At 69.6% G+C, this 25,018-nt stretch carries 31 protein-coding genes and 1 pseudogene; 9 read left to right on the top strand and 23 right to left on the bottom strand.

The window, feature by feature from the left end:
* Positions 1-75: 75 nt before the first annotated feature.
* The 11 genes from Plo01_RS12905 to Plo01_RS41295 form a co-directional block, all read right to left on the bottom strand.
* Entirely contained in the window at positions 76-576 is a 501-nt protein-coding gene (locus Plo01_RS12905; protein ID WP_203890775.1) for a RusA family crossover junction endodeoxyribonuclease, read from the bottom strand.
* On the bottom strand, positions 573-1,700 hold the full coding sequence (locus tag Plo01_RS12910) for a hypothetical protein (RefSeq protein ID WP_203890776.1): 1,128 nt from the start codon (positions 1,698-1,700) through the stop codon (positions 573-575). The genes Plo01_RS12905 and Plo01_RS12910 overlap by 4 nt, the downstream gene beginning before the upstream one ends.
* 116 nt (positions 1,701-1,816) lie before the next feature.
* Complete coding sequence (locus tag Plo01_RS12915; RefSeq protein ID WP_203890777.1) at positions 1,817-2,077, bottom strand: WhiB family transcriptional regulator; 261 nt, start codon at positions 2,075-2,077, stop codon at positions 1,817-1,819.
* Positions 2,074-2,262 (bottom strand): hypothetical protein, encoded by a 189-nt coding sequence (locus tag Plo01_RS12920; RefSeq protein WP_203890778.1) that lies wholly within the window; start codon positions 2,260-2,262, stop codon positions 2,074-2,076. Before Plo01_RS12920 ends, Plo01_RS12915 begins: the two co-directional genes overlap by 4 nt.
* Before the next feature lie 121 nt (positions 2,263-2,383).
* Positions 2,384-2,560, bottom strand: coding sequence for a hypothetical protein (locus Plo01_RS12925; protein WP_203890779.1), 177 nt, complete (start codon positions 2,558-2,560; stop codon positions 2,384-2,386).
* Positions 2,551-3,180, bottom strand: coding sequence for a hypothetical protein (locus Plo01_RS12930; RefSeq protein WP_203890780.1), 630 nt, complete (start codon positions 3,178-3,180; stop codon positions 2,551-2,553). The genes Plo01_RS12925 and Plo01_RS12930 overlap by 10 nt, the downstream gene beginning before the upstream one ends.
* Complete coding sequence (locus Plo01_RS12935; RefSeq protein ID WP_203890781.1) at positions 3,164-3,367, bottom strand: hypothetical protein; 204 nt, start codon at positions 3,365-3,367, stop codon at positions 3,164-3,166. Before Plo01_RS12935 ends, Plo01_RS12930 begins: the two co-directional genes overlap by 17 nt.
* On the bottom strand, positions 3,364-3,624 hold the full coding sequence (locus Plo01_RS12940) for a hypothetical protein (protein ID WP_203890782.1): 261 nt from the start codon (positions 3,622-3,624) through the stop codon (positions 3,364-3,366). The genes Plo01_RS12935 and Plo01_RS12940 overlap by 4 nt, the downstream gene beginning before the upstream one ends.
* Positions 3,621-4,211 carry a DUF6197 family protein gene (locus Plo01_RS12945; protein ID WP_203890783.1) on the bottom strand — a complete coding sequence of 197 codons (591 nt, stop codon included), beginning with the start codon at positions 4,209-4,211 and terminating at the stop codon, positions 3,621-3,623. The genes Plo01_RS12940 and Plo01_RS12945 overlap by 4 nt, the downstream gene beginning before the upstream one ends.
* 80 nt (positions 4,212-4,291) lie before the next feature.
* On the bottom strand, positions 4,292-4,516 hold the full coding sequence (locus Plo01_RS12950; RefSeq protein WP_203890784.1) for a hypothetical protein: 225 nt from the start codon (positions 4,514-4,516) through the stop codon (positions 4,292-4,294).
* Positions 4,513-4,692 (bottom strand): excisionase family DNA-binding protein, encoded by a 180-nt coding sequence (locus Plo01_RS41295; RefSeq protein WP_373871683.1) that lies wholly within the window; start codon positions 4,690-4,692, stop codon positions 4,513-4,515. Before Plo01_RS41295 ends, Plo01_RS12950 begins: the two co-directional genes overlap by 4 nt.
* Before the next feature lie 128 nt (positions 4,693-4,820).
* Between Plo01_RS41295 and Plo01_RS12960 the strand changes: the two genes are divergently transcribed.
* From Plo01_RS12960 to Plo01_RS12975, 4 genes are all read left to right on the top strand, one after another.
* Positions 4,821-5,294, top strand: a complete 474-nt coding sequence (locus Plo01_RS12960; RefSeq protein WP_275415383.1) for a helix-turn-helix domain-containing protein — start codon at positions 4,821-4,823, stop codon at positions 5,292-5,294.
* Positions 5,295-5,518: 224 nt separating this feature from the next.
* Positions 5,519-5,713 carry a hypothetical protein gene (locus tag Plo01_RS12965; RefSeq protein WP_203890787.1) on the top strand — a complete coding sequence of 65 codons (195 nt, stop codon included), beginning with the start codon at positions 5,519-5,521 and terminating at the stop codon, positions 5,711-5,713.
* Positions 5,714-5,808: 95 nt separating this feature from the next.
* The gene (locus Plo01_RS12970) at positions 5,809-7,365 is read left to right on the top strand and encodes a recombinase family protein (RefSeq protein WP_203890788.1); all 1,557 of its coding nucleotides are present in this window, start codon (positions 5,809-5,811) and stop codon (positions 7,363-7,365) included.
* Positions 7,366-7,395: 30 nt separating this feature from the next.
* Positions 7,396-7,890: a YajQ family cyclic di-GMP-binding protein gene (locus Plo01_RS12975; RefSeq protein ID WP_239316211.1), complete on the top strand. Its 495-nt coding sequence runs from the start codon at positions 7,396-7,398 to the stop codon at positions 7,888-7,890.
* Between the two features lie 279 nt (positions 7,891-8,169).
* Here the strand turns inward: Plo01_RS12975 and Plo01_RS12980 are convergent, their stop codons facing one another.
* Both Plo01_RS12980 and Plo01_RS12985 read right to left on the bottom strand, forming a co-directional pair.
* Entirely contained in the window at positions 8,170-9,120 is a 951-nt protein-coding gene (locus Plo01_RS12980) for a hypothetical protein (protein ID WP_203890789.1), read from the bottom strand.
* The gene (locus Plo01_RS12985) at positions 9,114-9,572 is read right to left on the bottom strand and encodes an RNA polymerase sigma factor (protein WP_307837378.1); all 459 of its coding nucleotides are present in this window, start codon (positions 9,570-9,572) and stop codon (positions 9,114-9,116) included. Before Plo01_RS12985 ends, Plo01_RS12980 begins: the two co-directional genes overlap by 7 nt.
* Positions 9,573-9,965: 393 nt before the next feature.
* Here Plo01_RS12985 and Plo01_RS12990 point away from each other — a divergent pair, with 393 nt between their 5' ends.
* From Plo01_RS12990 to Plo01_RS13005, 4 genes are all read left to right on the top strand, one after another.
* The gene (locus Plo01_RS12990; protein WP_203890791.1) at positions 9,966-11,012 is read left to right on the top strand and encodes a hypothetical protein; all 1,047 of its coding nucleotides are present in this window, start codon (positions 9,966-9,968) and stop codon (positions 11,010-11,012) included.
* A 21-nt stretch (positions 11,013-11,033) separates the two neighbouring features.
* On the top strand, positions 11,034-11,609 hold the full coding sequence (locus Plo01_RS12995; protein WP_203890792.1) for a pyridoxamine 5'-phosphate oxidase family protein: 576 nt from the start codon (positions 11,034-11,036) through the stop codon (positions 11,607-11,609).
* A gap of 105 nt (positions 11,610-11,714) precedes the next feature.
* Positions 11,715-11,990, top strand: coding sequence for a sigma factor (locus Plo01_RS13000; protein ID WP_239316213.1), 276 nt, complete (start codon positions 11,715-11,717; stop codon positions 11,988-11,990).
* A gap of 273 nt (positions 11,991-12,263) precedes the next feature.
* On the top strand, positions 12,264-12,428 hold the full coding sequence (locus tag Plo01_RS13005; protein ID WP_203890793.1) for a hypothetical protein: 165 nt from the start codon (positions 12,264-12,266) through the stop codon (positions 12,426-12,428).
* Between the two features lie 46 nt (positions 12,429-12,474).
* Here the strand turns inward: Plo01_RS13005 and htpX are convergent, their stop codons facing one another.
* The 7 genes and pseudogenes from htpX to Plo01_RS13040 all read right to left on the bottom strand — a co-directional run bounded on the left by htpX (position 12,475) and on the right by Plo01_RS13040 (position 21,434).
* Entirely contained in the window at positions 12,475-13,326 is an 852-nt protein-coding gene (gene htpX, locus Plo01_RS13010) for a zinc metalloprotease HtpX (protein ID WP_203890794.1), read from the bottom strand.
* A gap of 282 nt (positions 13,327-13,608) precedes the next feature.
* Complete coding sequence (locus Plo01_RS13015) at positions 13,609-15,483, bottom strand: NADH-quinone oxidoreductase subunit N (protein ID WP_203890795.1); 1,875 nt, start codon at positions 15,481-15,483, stop codon at positions 13,609-13,611.
* Positions 15,480-17,288: a complex I subunit 4 family protein gene (locus Plo01_RS13020; protein ID WP_239316215.1), complete on the bottom strand. Its 1,809-nt coding sequence runs from the start codon at positions 17,286-17,288 to the stop codon at positions 15,480-15,482. The genes Plo01_RS13015 and Plo01_RS13020 overlap by 4 nt, the downstream gene beginning before the upstream one ends.
* 115 nt (positions 17,289-17,403) lie before the next feature.
* The gene (locus tag Plo01_RS13025; protein WP_203890796.1) at positions 17,404-19,341 is read right to left on the bottom strand and encodes an NADH-quinone oxidoreductase subunit 5 family protein; all 1,938 of its coding nucleotides are present in this window, start codon (positions 19,339-19,341) and stop codon (positions 17,404-17,406) included.
* Between the two features lie 302 nt (positions 19,342-19,643).
* Positions 19,644-19,925: pseudogene (gene nuoK / locus Plo01_RS13030) on the bottom strand (NADH-quinone oxidoreductase subunit NuoK); the annotation flags it as partial.
* A 1-nt stretch (position 19,926) separates the two neighbouring features.
* Complete coding sequence (locus tag Plo01_RS13035) at positions 19,927-20,466, bottom strand: NADH-quinone oxidoreductase subunit J family protein (RefSeq protein ID WP_203890797.1); 540 nt, start codon at positions 20,464-20,466, stop codon at positions 19,927-19,929.
* A complete protein-coding gene (locus Plo01_RS13040) occupies positions 20,463-21,434 on the bottom strand; it encodes a 4Fe-4S binding protein (RefSeq protein ID WP_203890798.1) in 972 nt (323 codons plus the stop codon). The genes Plo01_RS13035 and Plo01_RS13040 overlap by 4 nt, the downstream gene beginning before the upstream one ends.
* Before the next feature lie 243 nt (positions 21,435-21,677).
* On the opposite strand from Plo01_RS13040, the gene Plo01_RS13045 reads away from it, so the two are divergent.
* The gene (locus tag Plo01_RS13045; protein WP_203890799.1) at positions 21,678-22,997 is read left to right on the top strand and encodes a serine/threonine-protein kinase; all 1,320 of its coding nucleotides are present in this window, start codon (positions 21,678-21,680) and stop codon (positions 22,995-22,997) included.
* Positions 22,998-23,006: 9 nt separating this feature from the next.
* On the opposite strand, the gene nuoH is transcribed toward Plo01_RS13045, so the two are convergent.
* Genes nuoH through Plo01_RS13060 form a run of 3 tightly spaced genes read right to left on the bottom strand, consistent with a single transcriptional unit; the run spans position 23,007 to position 25,016 of the window.
* Positions 23,007-23,960 carry an NADH-quinone oxidoreductase subunit NuoH gene (gene nuoH / locus Plo01_RS13050; RefSeq protein ID WP_203890800.1) on the bottom strand — a complete coding sequence of 318 codons (954 nt, stop codon included), beginning with the start codon at positions 23,958-23,960 and terminating at the stop codon, positions 23,007-23,009.
* Positions 23,953-24,498 carry an NADH-quinone oxidoreductase subunit C gene (locus Plo01_RS13055; protein WP_239316217.1) on the bottom strand — a complete coding sequence of 182 codons (546 nt, stop codon included), beginning with the start codon at positions 24,496-24,498 and terminating at the stop codon, positions 23,953-23,955. The genes nuoH and Plo01_RS13055 overlap by 8 nt, the downstream gene beginning before the upstream one ends.
* A complete protein-coding gene (locus tag Plo01_RS13060) occupies positions 24,495-25,016 on the bottom strand; it encodes an NADH-quinone oxidoreductase subunit B (RefSeq protein ID WP_203890801.1) in 522 nt (173 codons plus the stop codon). The genes Plo01_RS13055 and Plo01_RS13060 overlap by 4 nt, the downstream gene beginning before the upstream one ends.
* Positions 25,017-25,018: the final 2 nt, after the last annotated feature.

Below are 25,018 nucleotides of genomic sequence, written 5' to 3' on the forward strand. Positions count from 1 at the left end.
AGCGCCGCCCGCAGGCGTACAGGCGCATTCTGGGCGCGTTGCAGCGGCGGCCGCCGACGGCGTGGGCGCATGACATCAGCTCGCCTTCCAGATCCGGATGAGGGCGCCGGGGCGCTCCAGGGCGTCGGGGTGGCCGACGTAGCGCTTGCGCAGGCGGCCGTCGACGACCTGGGAGTCGTCGCGCCAGATCGAGGCCTCGCCGAGGGCGTCGCCGACGGCTCGGGCGTGGTGGTCCCAGTCGTGGGAGGACCGGGTGGTCGGCTCGGCGCGGTCGGGGTCGCTCTTGAGGATGGGCAGGGCGATGTCGACCGCCAGGGCGAGAGGGCCGTCCAGGAGGCCGTGTTCGGCCCGGCGGATCCCGCATCGCAGGCACGGGCCGGAGCGCGGGGCGATGCCGAGCGGCGGCTGGTGGGCGTGGGTGCCGGCGGTCCGCATCGCCGCGGCCGCGACGGCGGCCCGCCAGGGCAGCAGGGTGGCCGCGTTGGAGTGGTAGCCGCGGCCGTGGCGGCCGTGGGAGATGGCGCCCTGGCCGACGGGGGTGCCGTAGGCGGTGATGGTCAGCAGCGGCTCACTCACGCCGAGGCCCCTTCGCCGAGGTGCGCCCGGGCGGCCGCCAGGTCGGCCAGGTCCTGCTCGGTCAGCTCGGTGCGGTCGGGACGGCAGCGCTCGCAGATGGGGCCGTAGGAGTCGCTCGGGTCGTGCCCGCACCCGGAGCAGGTGTCGCCGGCCTTGATGTCAGCCCGCAGCCGGGTGAGCGTCTGGTCGAGGTGGTGCACATGCCGGGTCGCCGGCAGCGTCTCGTCGGCGGCGAAGCGTCGGACGTAGACGATGACCGCGGCCGGGCCGATGCCGCCCGCCAGGGCGCGCTCGATGGTGAGCACCATGGCGCGGCAGATCGAGGGCGGGGCGCCGCGGTAGCGGTCGGAGATCTTCGAGAAGGTCGCCCGGGCCAGCTGCTCGGAGTCGAGATCTTCCTTCCTCGCCGAAGGCGCCGTAGCGGCGTCGCGCGCGGTACGGCGCGTTACGGCGCCTTCGGCGAGAACCTGTTCTGCTTTTGACTTTTCTCGAAATTGATCTTCTCTAGTACTTCCTATTAACCCCTCTAGATACTGTCCGCAATTTGCGGAGTGGACGGTTCCGCAATCTGCGGAGTGGTCCACCCCGCAAATTGCGGAATGGGTGGCCGATTCGTCGGCCTTGTCATCTTCTGTCGTTTCCGCATTTTGCGGAGTGGTCTCTGCCTGCGCAGATGATGACGTTGCACCGGTTTGCGTGGCGGTCTTCGCCTGCTCCAGCGCCTGCTCCAGCTCGATAATTCGAGCGCGGGCCCGAGCGCCGGCGGTGTCCCTCAGGATGTAGCTGGAGGTGCGCCAGCGGCCCTGGGAGTCGCGGGTGCGGAGCACCTCGACGATCCCGAGCCGGACCAACCCCTTGATGCCGCGGTCGAAGGTGTCGGGTGAGATCGACATGACCGCGGCGAGCTTCTCGCGGGTGGCCTTCGTGCGCCTGGTCGTCCAGCTGGTGTAGCGGACCAGGCAGATATAGGCGTCCTTCTCCAGCCGGCCGCACTCGGGATGGTCCAGCACGTAGTTCTGCACGCGCGCGAAGTGGTCGGCGTCCGCGGCGTCGCGGTAGCCGATCTCAATCTCGTCCTGGCCGTCCGCGTCGTTGCGGTCCGGCCAGTCCTCCGGCAGGGTCACGCGTCCCCCTTGAGTTCGTGCATCCGGGTGTGTGAGCGGGCCTGCCGTGCCCTGCAGCCGCGGCAGGCCCGTACGGGCCCGGGCGGCGGCTCCCTCTCCGCCGTCCCAGGCCCGGGTCATGCGGTGCCGTTCCGGTGCCGGTACAGGGCGTCGCGCTCGGCGGGGCTCAGGCCGCCCCACAGGCCATGGCGGGGACCGGCGCCCTCAATCCGCATCGCGTAGTTCAGGCACTGCTTGCGGACCTCGCAGATACGGCACCAGCGCTTGTCGAATGAGCCGGCCGCCTTGGACGGGAAGAACAGGTCGGTCGGCAGGCCATCGCAGGCCGCCCCATCCCGCCAGTCGCGTACGTACTCGGGTACGGATGAGTGGCTCATGCGCCGCCCCTGGCCCGCCTGCGGGGACCGGTACGGCCGCGGCCGCGGGACGGCGTGATCGGCTCCGAGGTGACCAGTACCGGCCGAGGGACGTTGACCGCGCGAAGCTCACCGGTGAGCCAGCGGTCCAGCCAGCGCAGGAAGGTCTCCGCCGGCCGGTCGGGCATCTCCCATGTCACGGTCACCCGCATTCGGCCGCTCACGGCTGACCGCCGATGACCACGGCGATGACGGACAGGCACACGACCAGGGCCAGGACCCGGACGCGATGCACGCAGCCAGTGAAGGTGACGTCCGTGGTCCAGCTCACTGCTCCCCCTGCCGGTCGCGCAGCCACCGCTCGGTCGCCCGGCGCATGCGGCGCTCGGCCCAGCGCTGGCGGACCCGGCGGATCGGTGAGCCGCGTGTGATCGCGTCCATCGCCAGGAACCCGATCAGGCAGATGGACAGCATCACGACGACGTCGGTCTCGGTCAGTGGCATCCGACGCCGCTCCCCTCGGCGTCGCGGTCTGCGATCTCGCTGACGGGCGGGCAGATCTGGCCGTCGCTGATGTGCCGCCAGCCATCGCCGCGGGCCGCGATCGCCTCGTCATGCTCCGCGCAGACGTCGGTGTCCACGGGCATCAGGTGCGCGGTGAACGCCGGCTCAGCCTGCGGGGTGCAGTTCCGGCACTCCACCCGGGCGTCGGGCAGCTCCAGCCCTTCCGCGGCCCGGGCCTGCTCAACCGGGGTCGCCCTCCCCACCGGGCCCCCGCAGCCGTTGCAGTAACGGAGGTCGTCGACGACCAGTGGCTGGCTGGTCGGGCCCTTGGTAGCCCGCGCCGCGGCCGCCAGGACCTCGGCCGCGCGCTCGCGCTCGCGCCTCTCCAGCTCCGCGCGGATCTCCGAGCCGTACCGCTCCAGTGCCTGGCCCATCCGCCACGCGCTGTCGAGGGCGGCATGCAGGCGAGTGTCGTCGGCAGTCCTGGGGACGCCGATCATCAGGCCGGTGAGCCAGACGATGATGGCGTCTTCGGTGGACTCGACTCTGATCGTGTCCGGGGTGGTGTGCTGGCTGGCGGAGTAGAGCGCGGGCGGGTAGGCGTCAGCGGGGAAGTTCACAGGACTGGACTCCTTCGGAAGGCCGGCCGCGGCCGGTGGATGAGTCGGCCGGAGCGGCGGTGCGGCGGGTCCGCCGTTGCTGCAGCCGGTCGAGGCCGAGCTGGGCGAGCTCGGCGAGGAGGTAGAGCAGCGCGGCCGCCGCCACGATGGGCGTGGCGACGGCCAAGGCGATCTCGGAATCGGTCACTGCTCCCCCGCCGCGCGGGCCCGCTCGATGAGGGAGGCGATGGTGATGACCGCGGCCGGGTCGATGGTCTGTGCAAGCCAGCCGACGATCATCTGGTCGTAGACGCCGAACGGCAGGCCACGCAGCGACTCATGGAAGACCTGGCGCGCGTCCTCGCGGTCGTCCTCGGTGTACGGCCGGACCGCGGGGGCGTTGGCGAACGGTCCCAAGGGGACCTCGACTCCGCTCAGGCGGGGGAAGGGGACATCCGCGCTCATGAGACCCGCCCGGCCTGCGCGAGAGCGGAGATGACGAGCTCGGCGGTCTGGCCGGGGGCATCGTTCCAGACCTCGCTGATGAGGTCGTGGGCGTGGACGGTGGCGGGGGTCTGCTGGTTGATCAGGCCGAGGTGGAGCGCGAGGTTGTTGGTGGCCGCGGCGGCCAGGACCACGCGCGCTTCGTCCAGCTCGTCGAGCTCGGCGTCGCCGTCCCACAGGTGCGGCGGCAGGCCGGCCGCGACGGCGATCGCGCCGAGCGTGCACAGGGGGCACAGGTGTGCGGGCGTGTCGGGGTAGGCGTCGTAATCGACGCAGTCACCGGCCATCCAGCCGTTGCGCGCGATGAGGCCGGCGGCGCCCAGCAGCACTTGGCGGGTGGTCCGGCCGATCGCGAACTGCAGGCGCTCGGCCCGCATCCAGTGGTCCTGGCCGTTGTCGAAATGCATCAGCACCAGCGCGGACCGCTCGTGGTCGCGGGCGTGCCCGACCACGGTGCCGGTCAGGCCGAGGTAGGGGTGCCGGGCTCGGGAGCCGACAGGCCAGTGATTCTGGACCTGGGCGAGCCGCTCGGCAGAGGTGTGGGTCACTGCGATCCTCCTTGCTACGGTGAGGTGTCGGTCCTCCGACACCCGCCCGGTCTGGTGGCTCAGGCCGGGCACTTTTCTTTTCAGGCCGAGGTGGCGAGCTGGCGGGCCTCGGCGGCCAGGCGCTCGGCCCGGGCCTCGGCGCGCTGAGCGCGGATCAGTTCGGTGAGTTCCTCGACGGAGCGACCACCGGGGACGTACGCCTCGGCGGCGGCCTGCTCCGGGGTGAGGGAGTCCCGCCGGCGGCGGGCATCGGCGAAGATCTGCGCTGCTTCGGTGAGCGCCTGATCGAAGGGGACGGCGCTCATCGGGCGCCCTGCGCCGGTACCGTCTGAAGCGAGATGTAGCGCTGAAGCGACTCTTCCGAGATTCGGTAGTGGCCGTTCGGCGCCTCGGAGGACTTGATGGCCTGCAGCGATCCGTCCTGGATCAGCCTGGTGACAGTCCATCGGGAGAGACGAAGCCGTTGACAGGCCTGTCGCATTGAGAGATACACGGGGGCGACTCCTGAAGTGAGTTGGAGCGTCTTGAGAAGGACGCTACAACTTACTTCAACTTACTGCAACCACCTTCAACTCCTGGATGCCCATGAGGATCCTTATGGCCGATTCCATGCAACGTGCTACAACTGACTTCGTGAGCCGAGACGTGCAGGGGAACGTACAAGGACCCGCCCACCCCCTCTTCGAGGCGGTACAGCGCGCCCTGGCCACGAAGGGGTGGACCGTCTCCGAGCTATGGCGACGGTCCGGCGTGGCACGCAGCACCATCACCCAGTGGGCGACACAGCCGCGCCCCCCGCAGTCAGCCACGGTCATTGCGGTCGCCGACGCGCTCGGGATCGCCCACGAGGAGGCACTGCGCCTGGCGGGCATCCTCGAATCCGAGCCTCAGCCCTCCTCGGCGGGCCGGCCGGACGTTGAGGATGAGCGCCTCGCCGCCCTTCAGGCCGAACTCGAAGCCACGCTGTCGAAAATGAGCCCGCGCGACAGGGCGCGCTGGGAGGCAGAGATGCGCCGCGAAGAAGTGGAGCGCCTGGAGCGATGGCGCCGACTCCTGGACGGCCAGCCACCCATTTCGGACTAGTCCTAATATATCCATACAGTAATCGTTACAAAACGCAGCGTAATGACTACTGCGCGAATTTCATAGGTAAAAGCTGAAACACCAGGTAAACCAGTGACTCCCCTTAGAGCGTCGTTCTGTGAGCACGGCTCAATTCCAGGGGGAGGTACCCGATATTGCGACTGACCCGATATTCCGCAGGGATCTTGTGGGTCTCCGCTCACGCATACGCCATCATCGGCCCGGTGCTGCCGGTCATCGGTGAGTGCGACATCCCAGCGAAATTGATCAGCAGCGGCGTCTCCACCGGTCTGGTCTACATGGCCTACCGGAGCGAGCGTCGCAGGCAGAAACTGTTCGACCGCGCGACCCACCTGCACGGGCAGATCACCGAGCGGCTCAGCGCCCTGGGCGGCATGGGCCCGCGCACGGACCCGTAAGCCCGTAAGAACGCACCACGAGGACGACGGCTTGTTGTCCCTACCAGCAAGCCGCCGCCGTCCTTTCCCTACCTCCGGACGCAGCAGGAATCGTCATGCCGAGAAACGCCCAGCCCGCCGATCCGGAGGAGCCCATCCCCGTGATCGGATACATCCGGGTCAGCATGGCCCGTGAGGAGATGATCTCTCCCGACATCCAGCGTTCGGCCATCACGGACTGGGCCCGCCGTACCGGCCGGCGCATCGTCCGGTGGGTCGAGGACCTGGATGAGACCGGCCGGAATTTCAAGCGCCGGGTCCAGGAGGCCATCCAGGCCATCGAGGCCGGCGAGGCTCGCGAGATCGGGGTCTACCGCTACGACCGCTGGGGGCGCAACGCCGTCGGATCCCTGGCCAACGTGCACCTGGTCGAGAAGGTCGGCGGTCAGGTCCAGTCCGCGACCGAGCCGTACGACGCCGAGACGGCCGTCGGCAAGTACTCGAGGACCAACGCCTTCGCCATCGCCGAGATGCAGTCCGACATCATCGGCGAGAACTGGTCCGCCGCGATCGCCAACCGGGTGGAGAGACAGCTCCCGGGGACCGGCGGCAAAAGGTTCGGGTATGTCCGGAAGGGCCGCATTCCTGATCTGGACCGACCAGGACGTTACCGGCGCGACCCGGACGACCCGCTCGGCGAGCGGTACGAGATCGACCCGGAGACCGGCCCGGTGCTCGCCGAGCTCTACCAGCGCTACGTTGCCGGCGAGGGCAGCCACCAGCTGGTGATCTGGCTCAACAGCCGCGGCTACCGGACGGTCCGCGGTGGTCAGTGGCACATGGCCACCGTCCTGCAGATCCTCGACTCCGGGTTCGGCGCCGGCTGGCTGCGCCAGCATGACCGCGCGTGCCGGTGCGGCCAGCCGATGCGCTGCAAGAAGGCCACCTACCTGCCCGGCTCCCAGCCGCCCGTCATCTCCCAGGAGGTGTGGGAGCAGTATCTGCGCCGGCGCGACCGGACCCGGGAGATGGGCCCGCGCACCAAGCAGGCCATCTACCCGCTGGCCGGTCTGATCAAGTGCGGGCACTGCGGGTACGCCCTGTCGGCCGCCAACGGCATGGGGGTCAGGGGGTTCGGCTACCGCTGTACGATCTTCCGGCAGCGCCCGGAGGTCTGTCCGGGCGTGTGGTGCAAGCGCGTCGACGCCGAGGAGGCGGTGCTGGAGAGGCTCGGCGAGCACATCGCTGACCTGGACTCCCGGGCCCGGGTCGCGGCCGCGCGCGAAGCGCTGAGGATCTCGGCGGCGGCCGACCGCGAGCGCGTCACTCGGGAGCTGGTGCGCGTCGACGGCGAGCTCAAGCAGCTGCTCAAGCGACAGCTGGGCGACCACGCCGTACCCGAGAGCATCTACAACGAGCTGCGTGACGAGCTCCTGGTCGCCCGGGCCGCGCTGGAGGTCGAGCTGGCCAAGGCGAAGGAGGAGGAACGGGCCGCCGGCATCGACCACGAGCCGGTGGTGCGCGGACTCCTGGCGGAGTGGGAGACCCTGCCTCCGCAGCGGCGACGCGAGATGCTGGCTAGGCTGATTCGTTACGTGAAGGTCTACCGCACCGGGAACCGGACGCCGCCTCGGTTCGAGGTCCGAGGCACCTGGGAACCGGATGTGGGATAGGTGTTTTTGCAGGTCAGAGAGGATTGTGTTTTGGCGGACTCATCGTTCGACATCGTCAGCAAGATCGACCACCAAGAGGCCGACAACGCGCTGAACCAGACGGTCAAGGAGATCGGGCACCGGTTCGACTTCAAAGGCACCGGCGCGAGCATCGCCTGGTCCGGCGGCCAGAAGGCCGTCGAGATCAAGGCCAACAGCGAGGAGCGCGCCAACGCCGTCCTCGACGTGTTCAAGGAGAAGCTGATCAAGCGGGGCCTCTCACTCAAGATCCTTGACGCCGACGAGCCCAAGCTCTCCGGCAAGGAGTACCGCCTCGTGGTCACCCTCAAGGAGGGCATCGACCAGGAGCACGCCAAGAAGATCTCGAAGATCATCCGGGACGAGGGGCCGAAGGGCGTCAAGGCCCAGATCCAGGGCGACGAACTGCGGGTGAGCTCCAAGAAGAAGGACGAGCTCCAGGACGTCATCACCCTGCTCAAGGGCAAGGACCTGGACGTCGCCCTCCAGTTCACCAACTACCGCTGAGATCGGGGTCTTCTGAGGCTCTGAGCTGGGCCTCAGTGATTAGATCTCGTCTGGAGGACGCATCCACGGCACACGGCCGACCGCTCCCACCTGCGGAGCGTCGGCCTTTCGTGTGCCCTGGGCGCATTGCCGGCCACTGAGCAGTTGGCAACTGTACGGCGTGCGGAAGTTTGAGAACCGTACACAGGAGTCGGACACGATTCACGCTTGGGGTACTTCGGTTACTGGGACACGGCTCGTGGCGCAGTCTCGCGAGGCCGCCAAGTGCGAGCTGGCTCATCAGGGATCTACGACCTCGATGTCGAGATTGTAGGCGAGGTCGGCCACCTGCACACTGCGCACCTGCGGGTCTTTGAGCAGGGTGCGCAGTTCCTTGACTGTCTGAGCTTCATCTATGTAGGCGTACGCGAGCCCCTGCGAGGCTGCCTGTTTCAGCCGTGGCAGATCCAGGTTGAACACGGCCAGAGTCGACGCGTCGTCATCACCCAGCGTGCCCACCCACCGGCGCAGCTCCGCCAATCCCTCGGCCAGGTAGATGGGGCCGGTCACCACCCTTTCAACGGTGGTGCCCGGCTCCCCCGTGTTGGTGAGCACCGCTTTCAGGTCGGGGAACATCTCGGGCCCCGAGACGATCGGGGTGGAGCCCCGCTGTACGCCATACACCACCCGGGCCGGGAAGGCGTTGTGCTCTTCCACAAACGCGCGAGCCTGGTCTGCTGTGAGCGGCTGGGCGAATTCGACCACGGCCAGCGCTGTCATGTCCTCCGGGAGGATGCTCAGCGCGGCCTCCGCTGAGTCCTTCGTCGGTTTGCCGGTGCCGAGCTTCCCCAGGACGTCGGCGAGGCGGGAGCGGATGTACGGCAGGCGTGGCGGGGACTCGATGTCACCGAAGAGACCGACGTCTACCTCAACCTGGTCCGCCGCTTCTTCCACAAAGGTTCCAGCGGCCCGAAGCGGCCGACGGTCGTAGAGGTAGGTGGTGGTCAACGATCCGCGGCGAGAGTCGCGGTAGCCCACCTCGAAAGCAGGGTCGCTCATCCGCAGCGATCCTTCGATGACAGTCAGCAGCGGATCGGTGAGTGGGTGGCGTCGCTGCAGCAAGTCGGTAGCCAAATGACTCGACACGATGACGGAGCTGGCCACCAGCAGAAAGACCAAAGCGGCCCGGAAGTAACCACGCCGGATCGCGCTGCGCATCTTCTTGGGATCGAAGTCGGGGATTTCTAGCACTGGAGGGCTCCATAACTGTCAGCGAAGGCGCTGCGGGCACGCCACACAGCGGTTTTGACCGCGGCGGGCGAGCGCCCTGTCATGGCAGCCACCTCAGCCAGTGAGAAACCTTCGTAGTAAACGGCGACGAGCAGTTTGCGGTGCTGTTCGGGCAGCCCCTTGAGTACTTGGCGTACGGTGAGGGCGTCCGCGGGAAATTCGGGCGCGCCGATCTCGTCCGCATTGGGCAGGGGGATTTCGAGCCGCTTACGCCGGGCATGATCAATGAGCACGTGCCGGGCGATGGTGAGCAGCCATGCGGCAGCGTTGTCACCTCGCCAGCCGAGCAGGGCCCGAGTCGCTTTGACGAAGGTCTCTTGGGCCAGGTCCTCCGCCAGATGCGGGTCGCGGGTACGCCGTAGGAGGAACCCGCACACGAGCGGCCAATGCTCGCGATAGAGCTCCTCGATGATGACGGCCTCCGTGGTCGCTGAATGGTCACGTCACCCCAGACGAGCGATCAGACGGAATGGTCACATGGCCATTCGCTGCGAAATGGTAACAGCGCCAGGCTTACTCCGATTGAACTCGTAGGGTCCGCAGGGTCGTGACGCCTGGCGGTTTCGGCTGTACGACCGAGGCATGCGATGCCGCTGATTCGGAGTCCCGCCTGCCCGGGAGGGCACATCCGGGGCACACGGCCGAGGGCGCCGTCCACCAGGACACGCGTCCTCCCCTGTGCCCCGGGCCTCGTCCGGCGGATCCGGGCCGGCCCCGGACGCCTCCGCGAACCCCATCGTGGCTGATCCGTGACCCAACCTTTCGTCTCCGCCCGACATCTACCAGGTGACGAAAGGAATCGCCCGATGACCCCGAGCAACCCTCCACGCGGCCTCGCCGTACTCGCCCTGGCCGCCGCCGCAGCGGTCCCCGCACTGATCTCCGCTCCGGCGCAGGCGTATACGGGAGCCGCCTCCGCCACCTCGTCCTCGTCCTCGTCCTCGTCCTCGTCCGACAGCGTCCGTTACGCCTGGATCAAGAGCTGTCCCAAGAAGGACTACACCGTCCCCTGCGGCGACTGGACGCTGACCATGCGCAGCGGGAAGACCGTCAAGCTGACCGACGCGCGCGTCAACCCCAAGAACGCCAAGGGCGCGGTGGACAAGAGCGCCGCCGCTCTGTTCGCGGTCAGCGGCGACGGCCGCGTCGTGAACTACTTCAAGGGCGGCAAGCTCGTCGTCCGCGACGTGAACAGCGGGAAGGTCCGCCCGCTGCCGGGCAAGGCCGCCACCCTGCCCAAGGGACTGGGCATGTCCGAGGTCGACACGACGCTCTCCCATGACGGCTCGATCGTCGTGGTGGACTACTCCGACGAGGCCGGTACGCTCCCGAGCCTCGTCGCCGACCTGAGGACCGGGAAGGTCGTCAAGCTTCCCGCCGCCAACAGCGTGCTGAGCTTCAGCTCCGATGGCGCCCACCTGCTCACCAGCCGCTTCACCGATGACAACACCACCGAGTTCGCGGTCTTCGACGCCCAAGGGCGCAAGACCGCCGGCCAGGTCGTCCCGCAGCTCGTGTCCAACAACGCCCCGGTCGCGCTGTCCGACGACGGCAACACGGTGACGGTGATCGTCACCGGGGCGTCGCGGAAGCATCGCCTGCACACCTACGACCTGGCCGCCGACACCGTCTCCGACGCGGTCGCGCTCGGCCTCCCCAAGAACGAGAACGGGCAGCGCCTCTTCTGGGACTCCGCCGGCAAGCTCACGCTCTGGACCTCCCGGGAAGGCGAGGACGGAGACTCCGCCTCCGCCGTGAAGCGCACGGTGAACCCCGAGACCGGAGCCACCCGCACGCTGGACTCCTACAAGGTCAAGGGCGGAACGTGGACCTGGTGGCTGCCCGGCGAGTGACCGCCAACTATCTTCCCCTATATGGGGAAAATTCATGACAGGATCAACGACCGGCTGCGCGAGTTCATCGGAGCGCAGCCGGTCTACTTCGTGGCCACCGCCCCCGAGCAGGGCGGGCACGTCAACGTCTCCCCCAAGGGATACGCCGACACCTTCAGCGTCATCGACGACACCACGGTCGCCTATCTCGACCTGGACGGCAGCGGCGTGGAGACCATCGCGCACCTGCGCCAGAACGGCCGCATAACGATCATGTTCTGCGCGTTCTCCGGGCCGCCCAACATCGTGCGGCTGTACGGCACCGGCCGGGTGGTCGTCCCGGAGGACCCCGGCTTCCCCGAGCTGCTCAAGCGGTTCGGCCCGCACCCGGGCGTCCGGTCGATCATCGTCGTCACCTGTGACCGCATCGCCGACTCCTGCGGTTTCTCCGTACCCTTCATGTCCTTCGAACAGGACCGCACGCTGCTGGACGAGTGGGCGCAGCGCAAGGACACCCATGCCAAGCGCGCCTACCGGGCCAAGAACAACCGCGAGAGCATCGACGGCATCCCCGGCCTCTCCCCGGGGGAGACCGACCCGGTCGTTCACCACTCCTGAGCCACCACTCCCGAGCCGTAGCCCCGAGAACACGAAGATTCCCGGGAAGGGGTTACAACCTCTGCGGCCCTCACCCGCGTTGGTAACGGGCGAGAGGAGGCCGTATTGGGCCGTCATGACGGCTTCCGTGAGCTCGTACGGGCCCGCCAGCAGTCGCCGATCCGGACCGCGTACCTGCTCACGGGGGACGCCCACCTCGCCGAAGACCTGCTGCAGAGCGTTCTGATCAAGGTTGCCGGGCAGTGGTCCAAGCTCCTGCGCAGCGGCAGTCCCGAGGCGTACACCCGCAAGGCGCTGATCAACCAGCACATCTCCCGGCGGCGCCGGATACGGAGAGAACTTCCCAGTGCCGACCCGCCCGAGTACGGCCGCTCCAACTGACCCGGCTGCGCGACACCCTGAACGAGATCGCGGAAGAGGCTCCGGTGGTGGACCTCGCCGACCGAGCGGTCCGGGGAAGTCGGCGCAGACGGAGGCTACGGGCGGGCGCGGTGCCGGCGTCCACGGCCGCGGCCGTCGCCACGGCCGTGGTGGTCGCGAGCCTGAACCGCCGCGGGGGGAGAGATCCAGGGCAGGGTCCGGGTCCGGGGCCTGCCCGAGGACACCGCCGTCATCCGCCTGAGGAGTTGGCTCAACGACACCGAGGTCATGGCCATGGCCGCCGTGACGTCGGCCGATCGTTCTCCGCAGTCGGCCGATCGTTCTCCGCAGGAGGATGAGAAGACCGTCTACGCGGTGGACGTCACGACCGGCGAGACCCGGATGCTGGACAGCTACCCGCCGTTCCCCCACATTCTGATCCCCGGCATCGTCATGTGATGGATGCGGCCCGCGTCCCGGCGCGGGCAGCACGGCCGGACATGCCTTAACGGCGGTAGCCGGCCATCCGCTCCAGGCGGGCGACCCGCTCGGCGGTGGGCGGGTGGGTGGAGAACATCCGGCCGACGCCCGTCCCCCGGAAAGGGTTGGCGATCATGAGGTGGGAGGTCGAGGCGAGACGCCCGTTCTCCGGCAGGGGCAGCTGCCGCGCCCCCATCTCGATCTTCCTCAGCGCCGAGGCGAGGGCCAGCGGGTCACCGGTCAGTCTGGCGCCCGACTCGTCCGCCTGGAACTCGCGGGAGCGGGAGATCGCCATCTGGATCATCCCGGCGGCGACCGGGCCGAGAAGCATCATGAGGAGCGCGCCGAGGAAGCCCGGTCCCTCGTCATCGTCGCCGCCTCCGAAGAACAGCCCGACATAGCCGAGATAGGTGATCATCGAGGCGAGGGCTCCGGCCACCGAGGAGATCAGGATGTCCCGGTTGTAGACGTGGGACAGCTCGTGCCCGATGACGCCGCGCAGCTCAGGCTCGTCGAGGAGCTGGGTGATGCCGTAGGTCACGCAGACCGCGGCGTTACGGGGGTTGCGGCCGGTCGCGAAGGCGTTGGGCTGCATGGTCGGCGAGACGTAGAGCCGGGGCATGGGCTGGCGGGCCTCGGTGGAGAGCTCGCGCACGATCCGGTAGAGCACCGGCTGCTCGACCTCCCCGACCGGGCGGGCCCGCATCGCGGACAGGGCGATCCGGTCGGAGAAGAAGTAGGCGGCGCCGTTGGCCAGCAAGGCGATCAGAACCGCGATCTGTACGCCGGCACCGCCTCCCAGCCATGCCCCCACCGCGATGATCACCGCGGACAGGACTCCCAGAAGGAAGGCGGTACGCAGACCGTTGTGGTGCACTGCATACCCCTCTCGGTTGCTACCGCTCCACAGTGCCAACGTCTCCAGCCTGGCCGAACGTTCCCGGAGGAGCCGGACCGCGTCGGGGAAGCCGGGCGCCGGAGGGCCGGGAGTGCGGGGCGGCCCTCTCCTTGCGTACATGAGCCGCTACCGACCGACGTGCCGCCGGACGGCGGCGGCTCCCCCGTTCCGGCTTGATCCCGGCTCCGTTCCGGTCGGCGGGCGACATCGCTCGATCGTCGCCCTGTCGTACGGCGGGCGGCGCCGCTGCCGCCTCCCGGCCTACCGGGAGGCGGTGAAGAGGGCGGGCACCAGATCGAGCACCAGCTGCGGCGCCACCGAGAACGCCACCGCGACGATTCCGGCCAGCGCGATCGCCACGCCGACGGGAAGCCACCCGCCGCGCGCACCGCCCGTTCCGGCGGACGTTCCCGCACCGCCGGAACCCGTCCCCGCGCCGGCCTCTCTCATGACCGGGTCGCCGGAGCTCTTCTCCGCCCCCGCTTCCGTGACCGCGCCGCCGTGCCCCGTCCCCGCGCCGGTCTCTCCCGTGACCGCGATCTCCGTCTCACGTGTCACGGGGACGTCAGCCGATGCCACGCGGGCGGGAGTGAAGACCCGCACGGCCCAGGCGACGTAGTAGTAGAGGCCGACGACGGTGTTGATCGCCATCACGATGGCCAGCCACGGCCCGCCACCGTCGACGATCTCCCGGAACACCACGATCTTGGCGAACAGCCCGGCGAGCCCCGGGGGGAGACCGGCCAGGCAGATCAGGAAGAACGCCAGGGCCAGCCCGGCCGCCGGACTCCGGGACGCCAGCCCCCGGTAGTCGTCGAGCTCTCCTCGCTCGCTCCACCGCGACACCAGCATGACCACGGTGAACGCCCCGAGGTTCATCGCCGCGTAGAAGACCAGGTAGGCGATCGAGGCTCCCACCGCCTCGGGGGCCTCGACGCCGAGCGGGGCGAGGATGTAACCGGACTGGGCGACCGAGGACCACGCGAGCAGGCGTACGGCGTTGCGCTGCCGGAGCGCCAGCAGGTTGCCGGCGGTCATGGTCAACGCGGCGATGATCGCGATGATCGGGGCCCAGGTGGCGATCTGGCTGTGCAGAGCGGCGACCAGGACGAGGATGAGCCCGGCGAACCCCGCCGCCTTGGAGATCACCGAGAGAAGCGCCGCGACCGGGAGCGGAGCCCCCTGGTAGACGTCGGCCGCCCAGGCGTGGAACGGCACCGCCGCGACCTTGAAGGCGAACCCGGCGATGACCAGCACCACGGCCACGGAGACCACGGGCGGCAGGTCGTAGGCGATCTGGAGCGACGAGGTGTGCGCGGGAAGGGAGGAGGTCTGCCCGGCGGCCTGCGCAAGGGCCTGGCCGGGGTCGCCGACGCCGAAGATCGCCTGGTTCCGGCCGAGGCCCTCGACGGACCAGGGGACGGACGCCTGGAGCGTCCTGGCCAGCCGGTCGAGGTAGACGGTCCCCGTCATGCCGTACAGCAGGGAGACCCCGAAGAGCATCACCGCGGTGGAAACCACCGAGACCAGGAAGAGCTTGACCGCGGCCTCGGAGCCCCGGCCGTCGTAACGTCTGAGCGCGGTCAGCGCGAACACCGGCAGCGAGACCAGCTCCAGCGCGACCACCAGCATGATCAGGTCCCGGGCGGCGGGCAGGGTGACCGCGCCGACGAGGACGCAGAGCAGCAGGAAGTACCACTCCCCGACGGGGATGTCCCTGGAGGAGAGCTCCGCCATGGACATCAACATCACGATCACTCCGGCCACCAGCGCGAGACCGGCGAAGACCAGCGTGAAGCCGTCCACCACGAACGAGCACGGGGGACCGGCCGCCGCGCCGAAGGGCCCGCCCGCCGTGTTCTCCCCGCCCGCGGGGGCGAGCGTGCCGAGCCCGGCCCGTGCGGGGCCCGTGAGACCCTCGGGAACGCAGAAGGTCCGCATCGCGGGCCCGTCCCGCAGAGCCTGTGACACGACGAAGCCCAGCGCCCCGAGCACACCGGCCAGCGTGACCCCGTCCAGCACGGCTCGCGCGTGGGGCTTGCGGGGCAGGAAGGCGTCCAGGAGCAGGACGAGCCCGGCGGTCAGCGCGAGGATCAGCGGTGGTGCTATCGCGTAGTAGTCGATCTGCTGGATCATGGCGCTCCCACCAGGGTCCGGACCACCGGATCGGTGACGAGGAGAAGTGCCTTCGGCCAGAGGCCGAACAGCAGGATCAGCCCGATCAGCGGCGTCCAGGCGGCCAGCTCGTGTCTCATGACGTCACGGAACCCGTCACCGCTGCCGACCGCGCGGAGTCTGGACCGCCCGTCTTTCCCGCCGGAGTCGCTCTCGTCTGCAGGACCGGTGGCCCCGCCTCCGGAGCCCGTGGCACCGGCTCCGGAGCTCCCGGCGTCGACGGAGTTCACGGTGTCGACGGAGTTCACGGTGTCGATCCCGGCTCCGATGGAACGGGCCCCGGACGTCCCGGCGGGGAGCGGCGCGCCGTACTCGGACGGGGTGGCCTCCTCCGCCGGGCCCGACCCGGCGAGCGCGGGCGCGTGGACGGTCTCGACGGGCCGGCCGTGGGTGACCCGGGAGAGCATGACCAGGAAGTAGGCGGCGGTCAGCACGGCGCCGATGCCGCCCACGGCCATGAAGGCCAGGAAGAGCGGGCGGGACAGGCCGGGCGCCGGTTCGTAGGCGCCCAGGAGAGCGAGCATCTCCCCCCAGAAGCCCGCCAGGCCCGGCAGGCCGAGGGAGGCGATGCAGGTGAAGGTCAGCAGGGAGCCCAGGTGCGGGAGTCGGGCCAGCATGCCTCCGCCCAGCGCGGGCATGTCGGCGGTGCCGTAGCGCTCCTTGATCGCCCCCGCGATGAAGAACAGCAGGCCGGTGATCAGTCCGTGGGCGATGTTCCCGAACAGCGCGGCGTTGACGCCGACCGGAGTGAGCGTGGCGAAACCGAGCAGCACGAAGCCCATGTGCCCGATCGAGGAGTAGGCGATCATCCGTTTGAGATCGCGCTGGGCCAGGCAGGCGAGGGCGCCGTAGATGATGCCGACCACCGCGAACGCGCCGAGCCAGGGCGCCACGGCGGCGGCGCCGTCGGGCAGGACGGGGATCGCGATGCGGGCGAAACCGTAGGTGCCCATCTTGAGCAGCACGCCCGCCAGCAGGACGGAGCCGACGGTGGGCGCCTCGGTGTGGGCGTCGGGCAGCCAGGTGTGCAGCGGCCACATGGGGGTCTTGACCGCCAGGCCGATGCCGACGGCCACGAAGGCGACGATCTGCACCGAGCGCGACATGCCGGTGCCGTGGGCCCGGGCGAGGGCGGTGACGTCCAGGGTGCCGGTCTGCGCCCAGATGAGCAGGAGTCCGAGCAGGAGAACGACCGAGCCGAGCAGGGTGTAGAGGATGAACTTGATCGCCGCCGCCCGCCGGGCGCGACCTCCCCAGATGGAGATCACGAAGTACATCGGGATGAGGACGACCTCGAAGAACACGAAGAACAGCAGCAGATCGAGGGCGAGAAACGTGCCGATCATGCCGACTTCGAGGACGAGCAGCGTGAACACGAGGGCGCGCGGCCTGTCGCCTCCCGGCGCGGGCCGGAGCAGTTGCCCGGGACCGCCCGCGTCTCCCCAGCCCAGGTAGACGAAGCAGAGGAAGGTCAGCAGCGCGGTCAGCACGACCAGCGGAAGCGAGATCCCGTCGACGCCGAGGTGGAACCTGAGATCCAGCCCGGGGATCCACGCCATGTCGGTCTCGAACTGCATCCGGGCCGCGTCACCGTAGTCGAAGGCGACCGCGAGCACCACGGACAGCGCGAACGTGATCCCGGAGACGGCCAGCCCGTGGACACGGAGCAGCCGCCCCCTGGCGACGCCGTCCAGCCGGGACGGCACGATGAGCGCGGCGGCCCCGGCCAAGGGCACCCCGAGCAGCACGATCGGCAGCCAGTTCACGAGACGACCACCTCATTCAAGGGCTTCCCCGACGCCGCACGCGCGCCGCGCGCCGGCCTCGGCGCCACAGAGGTCATCCGGGACGTGCGGGAAGTCGCCCGGGACGCCAGGGGGGTCATCCGAACATCACCGCCCCGACCGAGATGAGCAGCACGCCCGCGAGCAGGCCGGTCACGTAGAGCTGGGCGTTGCCGTTCTGAACGAGACGCACCACGCCTGACAGTCCCAGTGTCATCCGGCCGGAACCGCGCACCGCGCCGTCCACCACCCGATCGTCCGTACGGATGACCAGGCGGGCGAGGACGAGGACCGGGACGACGAACACCAGCCGGTAGACGGAGTCGATGAAGAAGGCCCGCTCGCAGGGAAGGCGGAGGGGGCCGAGCATCCGCGCGGGATCGCTCAGGGGGGCGCTCCGCCATACCGCGTAAACCGTTCCCGCACCCAGGAGTGCCAGGGCGACGCTCAGCCCCGCCGTGCCCACGTGGACGTCGGCGACCCGGACGAACCCGAGGAGCAGGGCCGGCACGGCGAGGATCACGATCGGCCACTTCATGGTGGCCGGAGCCTCCTGGGTCTCGATCACGTGGGCGGTGCCCGGGGCGGGCTCGGGGAGCGCGACGACCGGTCGCATGCCGAAGAAGGTCCGCAACCACGCGCGGGTGGAGTAGGCGCCGGTCACGGCGACGGTGACGAGGGCGCTGCCGTACAGCAGCAGGGCGGCCGCGTCGGTGAGCGTCCCCTGCGAGATCGCCCCTTCGACGGCCACCAGCACCTCGTCCTTGCTGAAGAAACCGCTCGCCGGAGGGAGCCCCATCAGGGCGGCGAAGCCGATCGTCATCGTGACGAAAGTGACGGGGAGCTCTCTGCGGAGGCCGCCCATCGTGCTCATCAGGTTGGAGCCGACCGCATGGATGACCGCCCCGGCGCACAGGAAGAGCAGAGCCTTGAATGCGCCGTGCGTGACCAGGTGGAAGATCGCCGCGCTGTCCGAGCCCGCGGCCAGCGCCGCCGCCATGTACGCGAGCTGGCTGATCGTGGAGTAGGCGAGAACACGCTTGAGGTCGTCCTGGGCGAGCGCGGCGAGGGCGGCGCCGAGCATGCCGAGCGCGGCCAGGACGGCGAGCACGTCCAGCGTGGGCCCGGCGGCGAGGAAGGCCGGGTAGAGACGGGCGACGATGAAGATGCCCGCGGCGACCATCGTGGCGGCGTGGATGAGGGCGCTGATCGGGGTCGGGCCTGCCATCGCGTCCGGGAGCCAGGTGTGCAGCGGGACCTGGGCGCTCTTTCCGGCCACTCCGGCCAGGAGGAGCATGGTCGCGGCGATGAGCGTTCCCGAGGACATCTCCGGGACCGCGGCCAGGACATCGGCGATCTTGAAACTGTCCGCCGCCGCGCCGAGGACGAAGATCCCGAACAGGAAGCCCACGTCACCGAGCCGGGTGACCAGGAACGCCTTGACCGCCGCGCGGGAGTTGTCGCGATCTTCCCACCAGTGCCCGATGAGGAGATAGGAGCACAGGCCCATGACCTCCCAGCCCACGTAGAGGACGAGGAGGTCGGCCGCGTAGACGACCAGGAGCATGGCACTGGTGAACAGGCTGATGAACGCGCTGTAGGAGGGGTAACGGCGATCACCGTGCAGGTAGCCGACGGAGTAGATCTGCACGGCGAGCGCGACCATCGTGACCAGCACGCCGATTGTCGCCGCGAGCCCGTCGACGAGCAGCCCGAGGGAGATGGGGATCGAACCCGTGTCGACGACGGTGAGCGTGCCCGTGACGCCGTCGATCCCGCCCGCGCCGCCCGGTCCGGCCGCAGCCGCGGTCAGGCTCTCCCCGTCTCGGCCGAGCCCCGCCCAGTCGGCATAGGCCAGCCAGCCCGCGAGAGCAGCGGAGATCGCGGTCGGCACGACGGCGATCCAGGCGGCCCGGCGATCCGCCCTCCTGTCGCCCTGCTCATCCCGCGCGCGTCTCGGCCACCGAGAACCGAGCAGGCCGGCGACCGCGGCCAGAAACGGCAGCAGGACGGCCAGTGCGGCAAAAGTGATCACGACTCCTCCCTCCGCCGGGTCGTCCGTTCTCCCCCGGCCGCCGACGGAGCCGCCGCGTCGTCGGCCATCCCGCCCTCGCCTCCGGCTCGGGTGCGTTGGTCATCCGGCTCGGGAGCGGCAGCGGGGCCCGGGCCAGGAGCGGAGCCTGCGTCAGGAGCGGAGGCCGCGCCGGGAGTGGGAGCGGGGCCCTCGTAGCCCGCGGAGGCGATGCCGGGGGCGGAGGGGCTCACGCCGGGGGCGGCGGGGCCGGGAGCGGGCGTTGCGGGGGTGACGGATGAGGGCTCGGCCAGGGCTCGGAGACGGTCGAGATCTACGGTCTGGCGGTTGCGGTAAAGGGCGAGGACGATGGCCAGGCCGAGACCGACCTCGGCGGCGGCGATCACGATGACGAAGAGCGTGAGGACCTGCCCGCCGTGGAGGCGGTCGCGCAACCACACGTCGAATGCGACCAGGTTGAGGTTGACCGCGTTGAGCATCAGCTCGACGGACATGAGGACGAGGATGGTGTTGCGGCGGGCGAGCACGCCGTACACCCCGATGGAGAACAGCAGCGCCGAGACGATCGCCGGGTAGACGACGTGCACGTCAGTTCCTCCCCCGGATGTCGGTGCGGGAGATGACGATGGCTCCGATCAGAGCGGCGAGCAGCAGGACCGAGAGAGCCTCGAAGGGGAGGACCCAGTTCCGGAAGATGGTGGAGCCGAGCTCCTTGGCCGCGCCCGTACCGGGATCGAGGGGGGTGTATGCCGTGCGGAAGCCGTCGATGACCACGGTCACCAGCACGGCGGCGGTCGCGACCGCCACGATGGCGGCGACCGTCTTGTTGCCGCTGTCGAGGTCGGCGGACCTGCCGATGGGAGCGCGGGTGAGCATGATGCCGAACAGGAGCAGGACGACGACGGCTCCGACATAGATCAGCACCTGGACCCACGCGACGAACTCGGCCGTCAGCACCAGATAGCACCCGGCCATGGCTCCGAAGCAGACGACCAGCCAGAGCGCGGCGTGAACGAGCTGTCTGGTGGTGACGACGAGCAAGCCCGCCCCGACCGCCACCGCGCCCAGAAGGAGGAAGACGATCTCCTGCCCGGTCGGTGACAGATAGGACGGCACTGCCTCCGTCACGACTCCTCCTCGGTTGCTCCATCGGGGTCCGTGGCAGAAGTCTGCTCCGTTGGGCCGTCGGCGGGGGGTGCGCCGCTCTCAGCTGTGGACGATTTCGTGAGATCCGGCCGGTCTGTGGACGGCCGGTCTGCAGCCGGCCGCTCCGTGGTCGGTTCCGTGGAAAGGGACCGCGCCGTGGGAGAGTCGTCCTTCTTCGGGAGCGAGCCCGGCGGCCTTATCGCCCGGACGTTGGCGTGCCCGGCCGATGTCCGCCGTACCGGCCGATCCGGACGGTCCGTGCCGGCCTGGCGCGCGGACGGCTCGTCGGAGGAGGAGCCGGGCTGCTCATCCTCGCCTCCGGCTCGGGCTCCCCCTGCCGCCTCGCCGGAGTCCCGGCCGGGAGCGGGGCCCTCGTCATCGGCACCCCGGGCGGAAGGGAGTTCTTCCTTGCCGGGGCTCCGGACGGAAGGGGGCTCCTCCTTGCCGGGGCTCCGGCCGGGAGCGGGGCGGGCGGGACGGGAGCCGGCGGGGCCGGGAGTGGGGCGGGCGGGGCGGGAGGCCGCCGCGAGTTCCTTGGGAGGATCGGCGTTGAGCTCGTGGGCGGGGGGCGGGGGCACCGTCTGGGCCCAGGCCGCCAGCCGGTCCTTCTCGTGGACGAGGTTGCGGATGTCGCCCTCGGCGTACTCGAACTCCGGCGACCAGAACAGGGCGTCGAAGGGGCAGACCTCGATGCAGATCCCGCAGTACATGCACAGGGAGAAGTCGATCGCGAAGCGGTCGAGCACGTTGCGGGCGCGCGGGCGGCCGCCTTCCGGGGCGGGGAGGGTCTCCTTGTGCGAGTCGATGTAGATGCACCAGTCGGGACACTCACGGGCGCAGAGCATGCACACCGTGCAGTTCTCCTCGACCAGCGCGATCACCCCCCGGCTCCGGGCAGGCAGGTCAGGCCGCACCTCGGGGTATTGCTGGGTCACCGACCTGCGCAACATGTGGCGAAGGGTGACGGACAGTCCCTTCGCCAGTCCTACTCCTGGTATCCGCGCCACTTCAACATCATGGCGCACGGCACGGCGCTCGGGAATGCGGCGGTCCGAACGAAGACGTCATCCCCAGAATCCACACGTTATCCACAGCCGTTATCCACAGTCTGTGTGTTCGAGTCTTCGGCCTGTCGTGGAAATCCATCGGGAAGGGGACTGCAAGAGTCTCCAGATATACGTATTGTTCGCGCCATGTCCCAGCAGTACGGCTCCGCCTGGAACCCTCACCACCCGCAGCAGCCACACGGGCCGCAGCCCACGCCCTCCAACACGGGCCTGACCGTGTTGTGGGCGTTCATCCCCATGCTCACCTGCGGTTTCGGAACGCCGTTCGTCATGGGATTCGCCGCATCGCGCCTCCGGAGCGTGCCGCTCGTCATCGCGACCGCTCTCTACACCCTCGGAATGGGCGTTTTCGTCATCGGAGCGGGCACCTACGGAGATTCCGACCTGATCCCGACCTGGCTGGACATCTCACTCACGATCGGGCTGGTCGGCAGCTGGCTGGGCGGGACGGGCCACGCTCTGATCATCCGGAACCGGGTCTTCCAGGAGCCGTCCCGCCACGCCCCGGTCACACCGCCCGCCGGTCTGTACCTGCCCCCGCCCTCGACCGTGCCCACCCAGCCCACGTCCGGGAACACGCCCGTCCCCGGCCCCCAGCACCACTTCCAGAGTCATCCCACCCAGGAGCGCTACCCCCGGCACGGGCATGGCCGGCCACCGGAGCCGGCCCTGACCACGCAGGGCTGGATCGGGCCGTACCGGCTGATCCGCACCATCGGCCAGGGCGGCCAGGGAACGGTCCACCTGGCCCTCACCCCGCAGGGGCAGAAGGTGGCGATCAAGGTCCTGCACGAACGCTTCGTCGGCAACCAGACGGCCCGCGAACGGTTCATGCGGGAGGTGGAGTCGACCCGCAAGGTCGCCACCTTCTCCACCGCCCGGGTGCTGGACGTCAACATCAACGACGACCAGGCGTACGTCGTCAGCGAATATGTGGACGGCGTCTCACTGGAGGAGCTCGTCCGCGACAAGGGGCCCCGCGACGAGGACGGGCTGACCCGGCTGGCCCTGGCCACGGCGGGCGCGCTGGCCGCCATCCACCGGGCGGGGGTCGTCCACCGCGACTTCAAGCCGGCCAACGTGCTGATCGGCTCCGACGGGCCCCGGGTGATCGACTTCGGTATCGCCCGCGCCCTCGACCAGGTCACCGTGACCTCCAGCGTGATGGGCACGCCCGCCTACATGTCCCCCGAGCAGCTCGGCGGGGGACACGTCGGCCCGGAGTCCGACGTGTTCAGCTGGGCGTCCACCATGATCTTCGCCGCCTCGGGCCGCGTCGCCTTCGGCTCGGACACCATCCCCGCCATCCTCAACCGGGTGCTCAACCAGCAGCCGGACCTGTCGCCGCTGCCGCCGTCGCTGCGCCCGCTGGCCGCCGTCTGCCTGGAGAAGGACCCCGCCAAGCGGCCCACCGCCGCCGACATCATGCTGCGGATCGTCCACTGAGAGGGACCGTCAGACGGTGAGGACCTTGACGATCCCCGTGAGCGCGAGCTGGGCCAGGGCCAGCGGGACCAGCCCGGCCCAGGCGAGCTTCTGCAGCTGGTCCTCGCGGAGCCGGGGGTAGCTCACCCGGACCCAGATCACCACGAACACCAGGGCGAACACCTTGATGAGCATCCACACGGGCCCGGGCAGCAGCGGCCCGTGCCAGCCGCCCAGGAAGAGCACGCTGGTGAGCGCGGAGAGCACGATGATCCCGGCGTACTCGGCCAGCATGAACAGGGCGAACCGGATCCCGGTGTACTCCGTCATCGGGCCCATGATGATCTCGGACTCGGCGATCGGCATGTCGAACGGCGGGCGGCGGAGCTCGGCGAGCCCCGCCATGAAGAACACCACGCCGCCGACCGCCTGCCAGGGCAGCCACCACCACTGCCAGGCCTCCACGATGCCCGGCAGCGAGAGCGTGCCCGCCGCCATCGCGACGCTGGAGGCCGCCAGCACCAGCGGCAGCTCGTAGGACATGAGCTGGGCGGCCGAGCGCATCCCGCCCATCAGGGAGTACTTGTTCCCGGAGGACCAGCCGGCCATGATCGAGCCGAGCACGCCGATGCCCATCACCGCGAGCACGAAGAACAGGCCGGCGTCCAGGTCCACCCCGACCAGGCCGGGGCCGATCGGGATGACGACCATCACCACCAGGTACGGCACCAGCGCGACGGCGGGGGCCAGGCCGAAGACCCGGCGGTCGGCCGCGGCCGGGATCACGTCCTCCTTCTGGATGAACTTGACCCCGTCGGCGATCAGCTGGGCCCAGCCGTGGAATCCCCCGGCGTACATCGGGCCGAGACGGGACTGCATGTGCGCCATGACCTTGTGCTCCGTCTGCCCGGCGACCAGCGGCAGCACGAGGAAGACCGCGACGATCGCGATGAGCCGTACGGCGGCGTCGAGCACCTCAGCCATCACGCCCCCAGTCGGCCGGGACTCCGGGGGGAAGCGTCTTGCGCCGGCTCGGCGAGCCGTGATCGGACTCACCGGGCTCCTTCGCCCCCGGCCAGGCCTTGGCGACCCGGGAGGCCAGCACGAAGTCCTTGCGGAGCGGGAAGCCCTCGAACCTGTCGGGCAGCAGCAGCGGGACCAGGTTCGGATGGCCCTCGAAGACCACCCCGAACATCTCGAAGGTCTCGCGCTCGTGCCAGTTCGCGCCCCGGAACACGCCGACCGCGCTGGGCAGCCGGGGGTCCTCGCGGGGCACCCGGGTGCGCAGCAGCAGGCGGGCCCGCTCCACCGGGTCGTAGAGGTGCGCGACGACCTGGAACCCCTCCGGGGGGTCGTCGACGCCGGTCAGCCAGTCGAAGAAGACGTATCCCGCGTCGCGGGCGGCCTCGAGCAGCCCGAGCCAGTCTCCGGCCGGCACGTCCGCGGTGGTCTCGCCGAACGTCTGCGACACCTGCACGCGGGAGCCGTACCGCTCCTCGATGAGAGTCTCGATGGAGGTCACGCGCCCGGCCCCTTCTCCCCGGCGGCGTAGCGGTCGCCCAGGGTCTCGGCGGCGATCTTCTCCTGGAGCTTCATGATTCCGTAGAGCAGGGCCTCGGGCCGGGGCGGGCAGCCGGGGACGTAGACGTCCACCGGGATGATCTGGTCGACGCCCTTGGTGACGCAGTAGGAGTCCCAGTACGGTCCTCCGGTGTTGGAGCAGGCGCCGAAGGAGATCACGTACTTCGGGTCGGGCATCTGCTCGTAGAGCCGCTTGACGGCCGGGGCCATCTTGTCGGTCACCGTGCCCGAGACGATCATCAGGTCGGCCTGCCTGGGGCCGTTCGCGAACGGGATCACCCCGAACCTGATGAAGTCGTGCCTGCTCATCGTGGTCGCGATGAACTCGATCGCGCAGCAGGCCAGGCCGAAGTTGAACGCCCAGAGCGAGTAGCGCCGTCCCCAGTTGAGGATGAAGCGCATGGGCTTGGGAGCCAGCCGTGCGACCGGCCCCAGGGTGGGCATCGGGAGATCCGCCATAA

Source organism: Planobispora longispora (assembly GCF_016863135.1).
GTDB classification, from domain to species: Bacteria; Actinomycetota; Actinomycetes; order Streptosporangiales; family Streptosporangiaceae; genus Planobispora; species Planobispora longispora.

Bases quoted from the DNA above. Each gene is read 5' to 3' on its own strand.
- Plo01_RS12915 (WP_203890777.1), bottom strand. From the start codon at position 2,077: ATGAGCCACTCATCCGTACCCGAGTACGTACGCGACTGGCGGGATGGG.
- Plo01_RS12925 (WP_203890779.1), bottom strand. From the start codon at position 2,560: ATGCCACTGACCGAGACCGACGTCGTCGTGATGCTGTCCATCTGCCTG.
- Plo01_RS12940 (WP_203890782.1), bottom strand. From the start codon at position 3,624: ATGAGCGCGGATGTCCCCTTCCCCCGCCTGAGCGGAGTCGAGGTCCCC.
- Plo01_RS12950 (WP_203890784.1), bottom strand. From the start codon at position 4,516: ATGAGCGCCGTCCCCTTCGATCAGGCGCTCACCGAAGCAGCGCAGATC.
- Plo01_RS41295 (WP_373871683.1), bottom strand. From the start codon at position 4,692: ATGCGACAGGCCTGTCAACGGCTTCGTCTCTCCCGATGGACTGTCACC.
- Plo01_RS12960 (WP_275415383.1), top strand. From the start codon at position 4,821: ATGCAACGTGCTACAACTGACTTCGTGAGCCGAGACGTGCAGGGGAAC.
- Plo01_RS12970 (WP_203890788.1), top strand. From the start codon at position 5,809: ATGCCGAGAAACGCCCAGCCCGCCGATCCGGAGGAGCCCATCCCCGTG.
- Plo01_RS12990 (WP_203890791.1), top strand. From the start codon at position 9,966: ATGACCCCGAGCAACCCTCCACGCGGCCTCGCCGTACTCGCCCTGGCC.
- Plo01_RS12995 (WP_203890792.1), top strand. From the start codon at position 11,034: ATGGGGAAAATTCATGACAGGATCAACGACCGGCTGCGCGAGTTCATC.
- Plo01_RS13005 (WP_203890793.1), top strand. From the start codon at position 12,264: ATGGCCGCCGTGACGTCGGCCGATCGTTCTCCGCAGTCGGCCGATCGT.
- Plo01_RS13015 (WP_203890795.1), bottom strand. From the start codon at position 15,483: ATGATCCAGCAGATCGACTACTACGCGATAGCACCACCGCTGATCCTC.
- Plo01_RS13040 (WP_203890798.1), bottom strand. From the start codon at position 21,434: ATGTTGCGCAGGTCGGTGACCCAGCAATACCCCGAGGTGCGGCCTGAC.
- Plo01_RS13045 (WP_203890799.1), top strand. From the start codon at position 21,678: ATGTCCCAGCAGTACGGCTCCGCCTGGAACCCTCACCACCCGCAGCAG.
- nuoH (WP_203890800.1), bottom strand. From the start codon at position 23,960: ATGGCTGAGGTGCTCGACGCCGCCGTACGGCTCATCGCGATCGTCGCG.
- Plo01_RS13060 (WP_203890801.1), bottom strand. From the start codon at position 25,016: ATGGCGGATCTCCCGATGCCCACCCTGGGGCCGGTCGCACGGCTGGCT.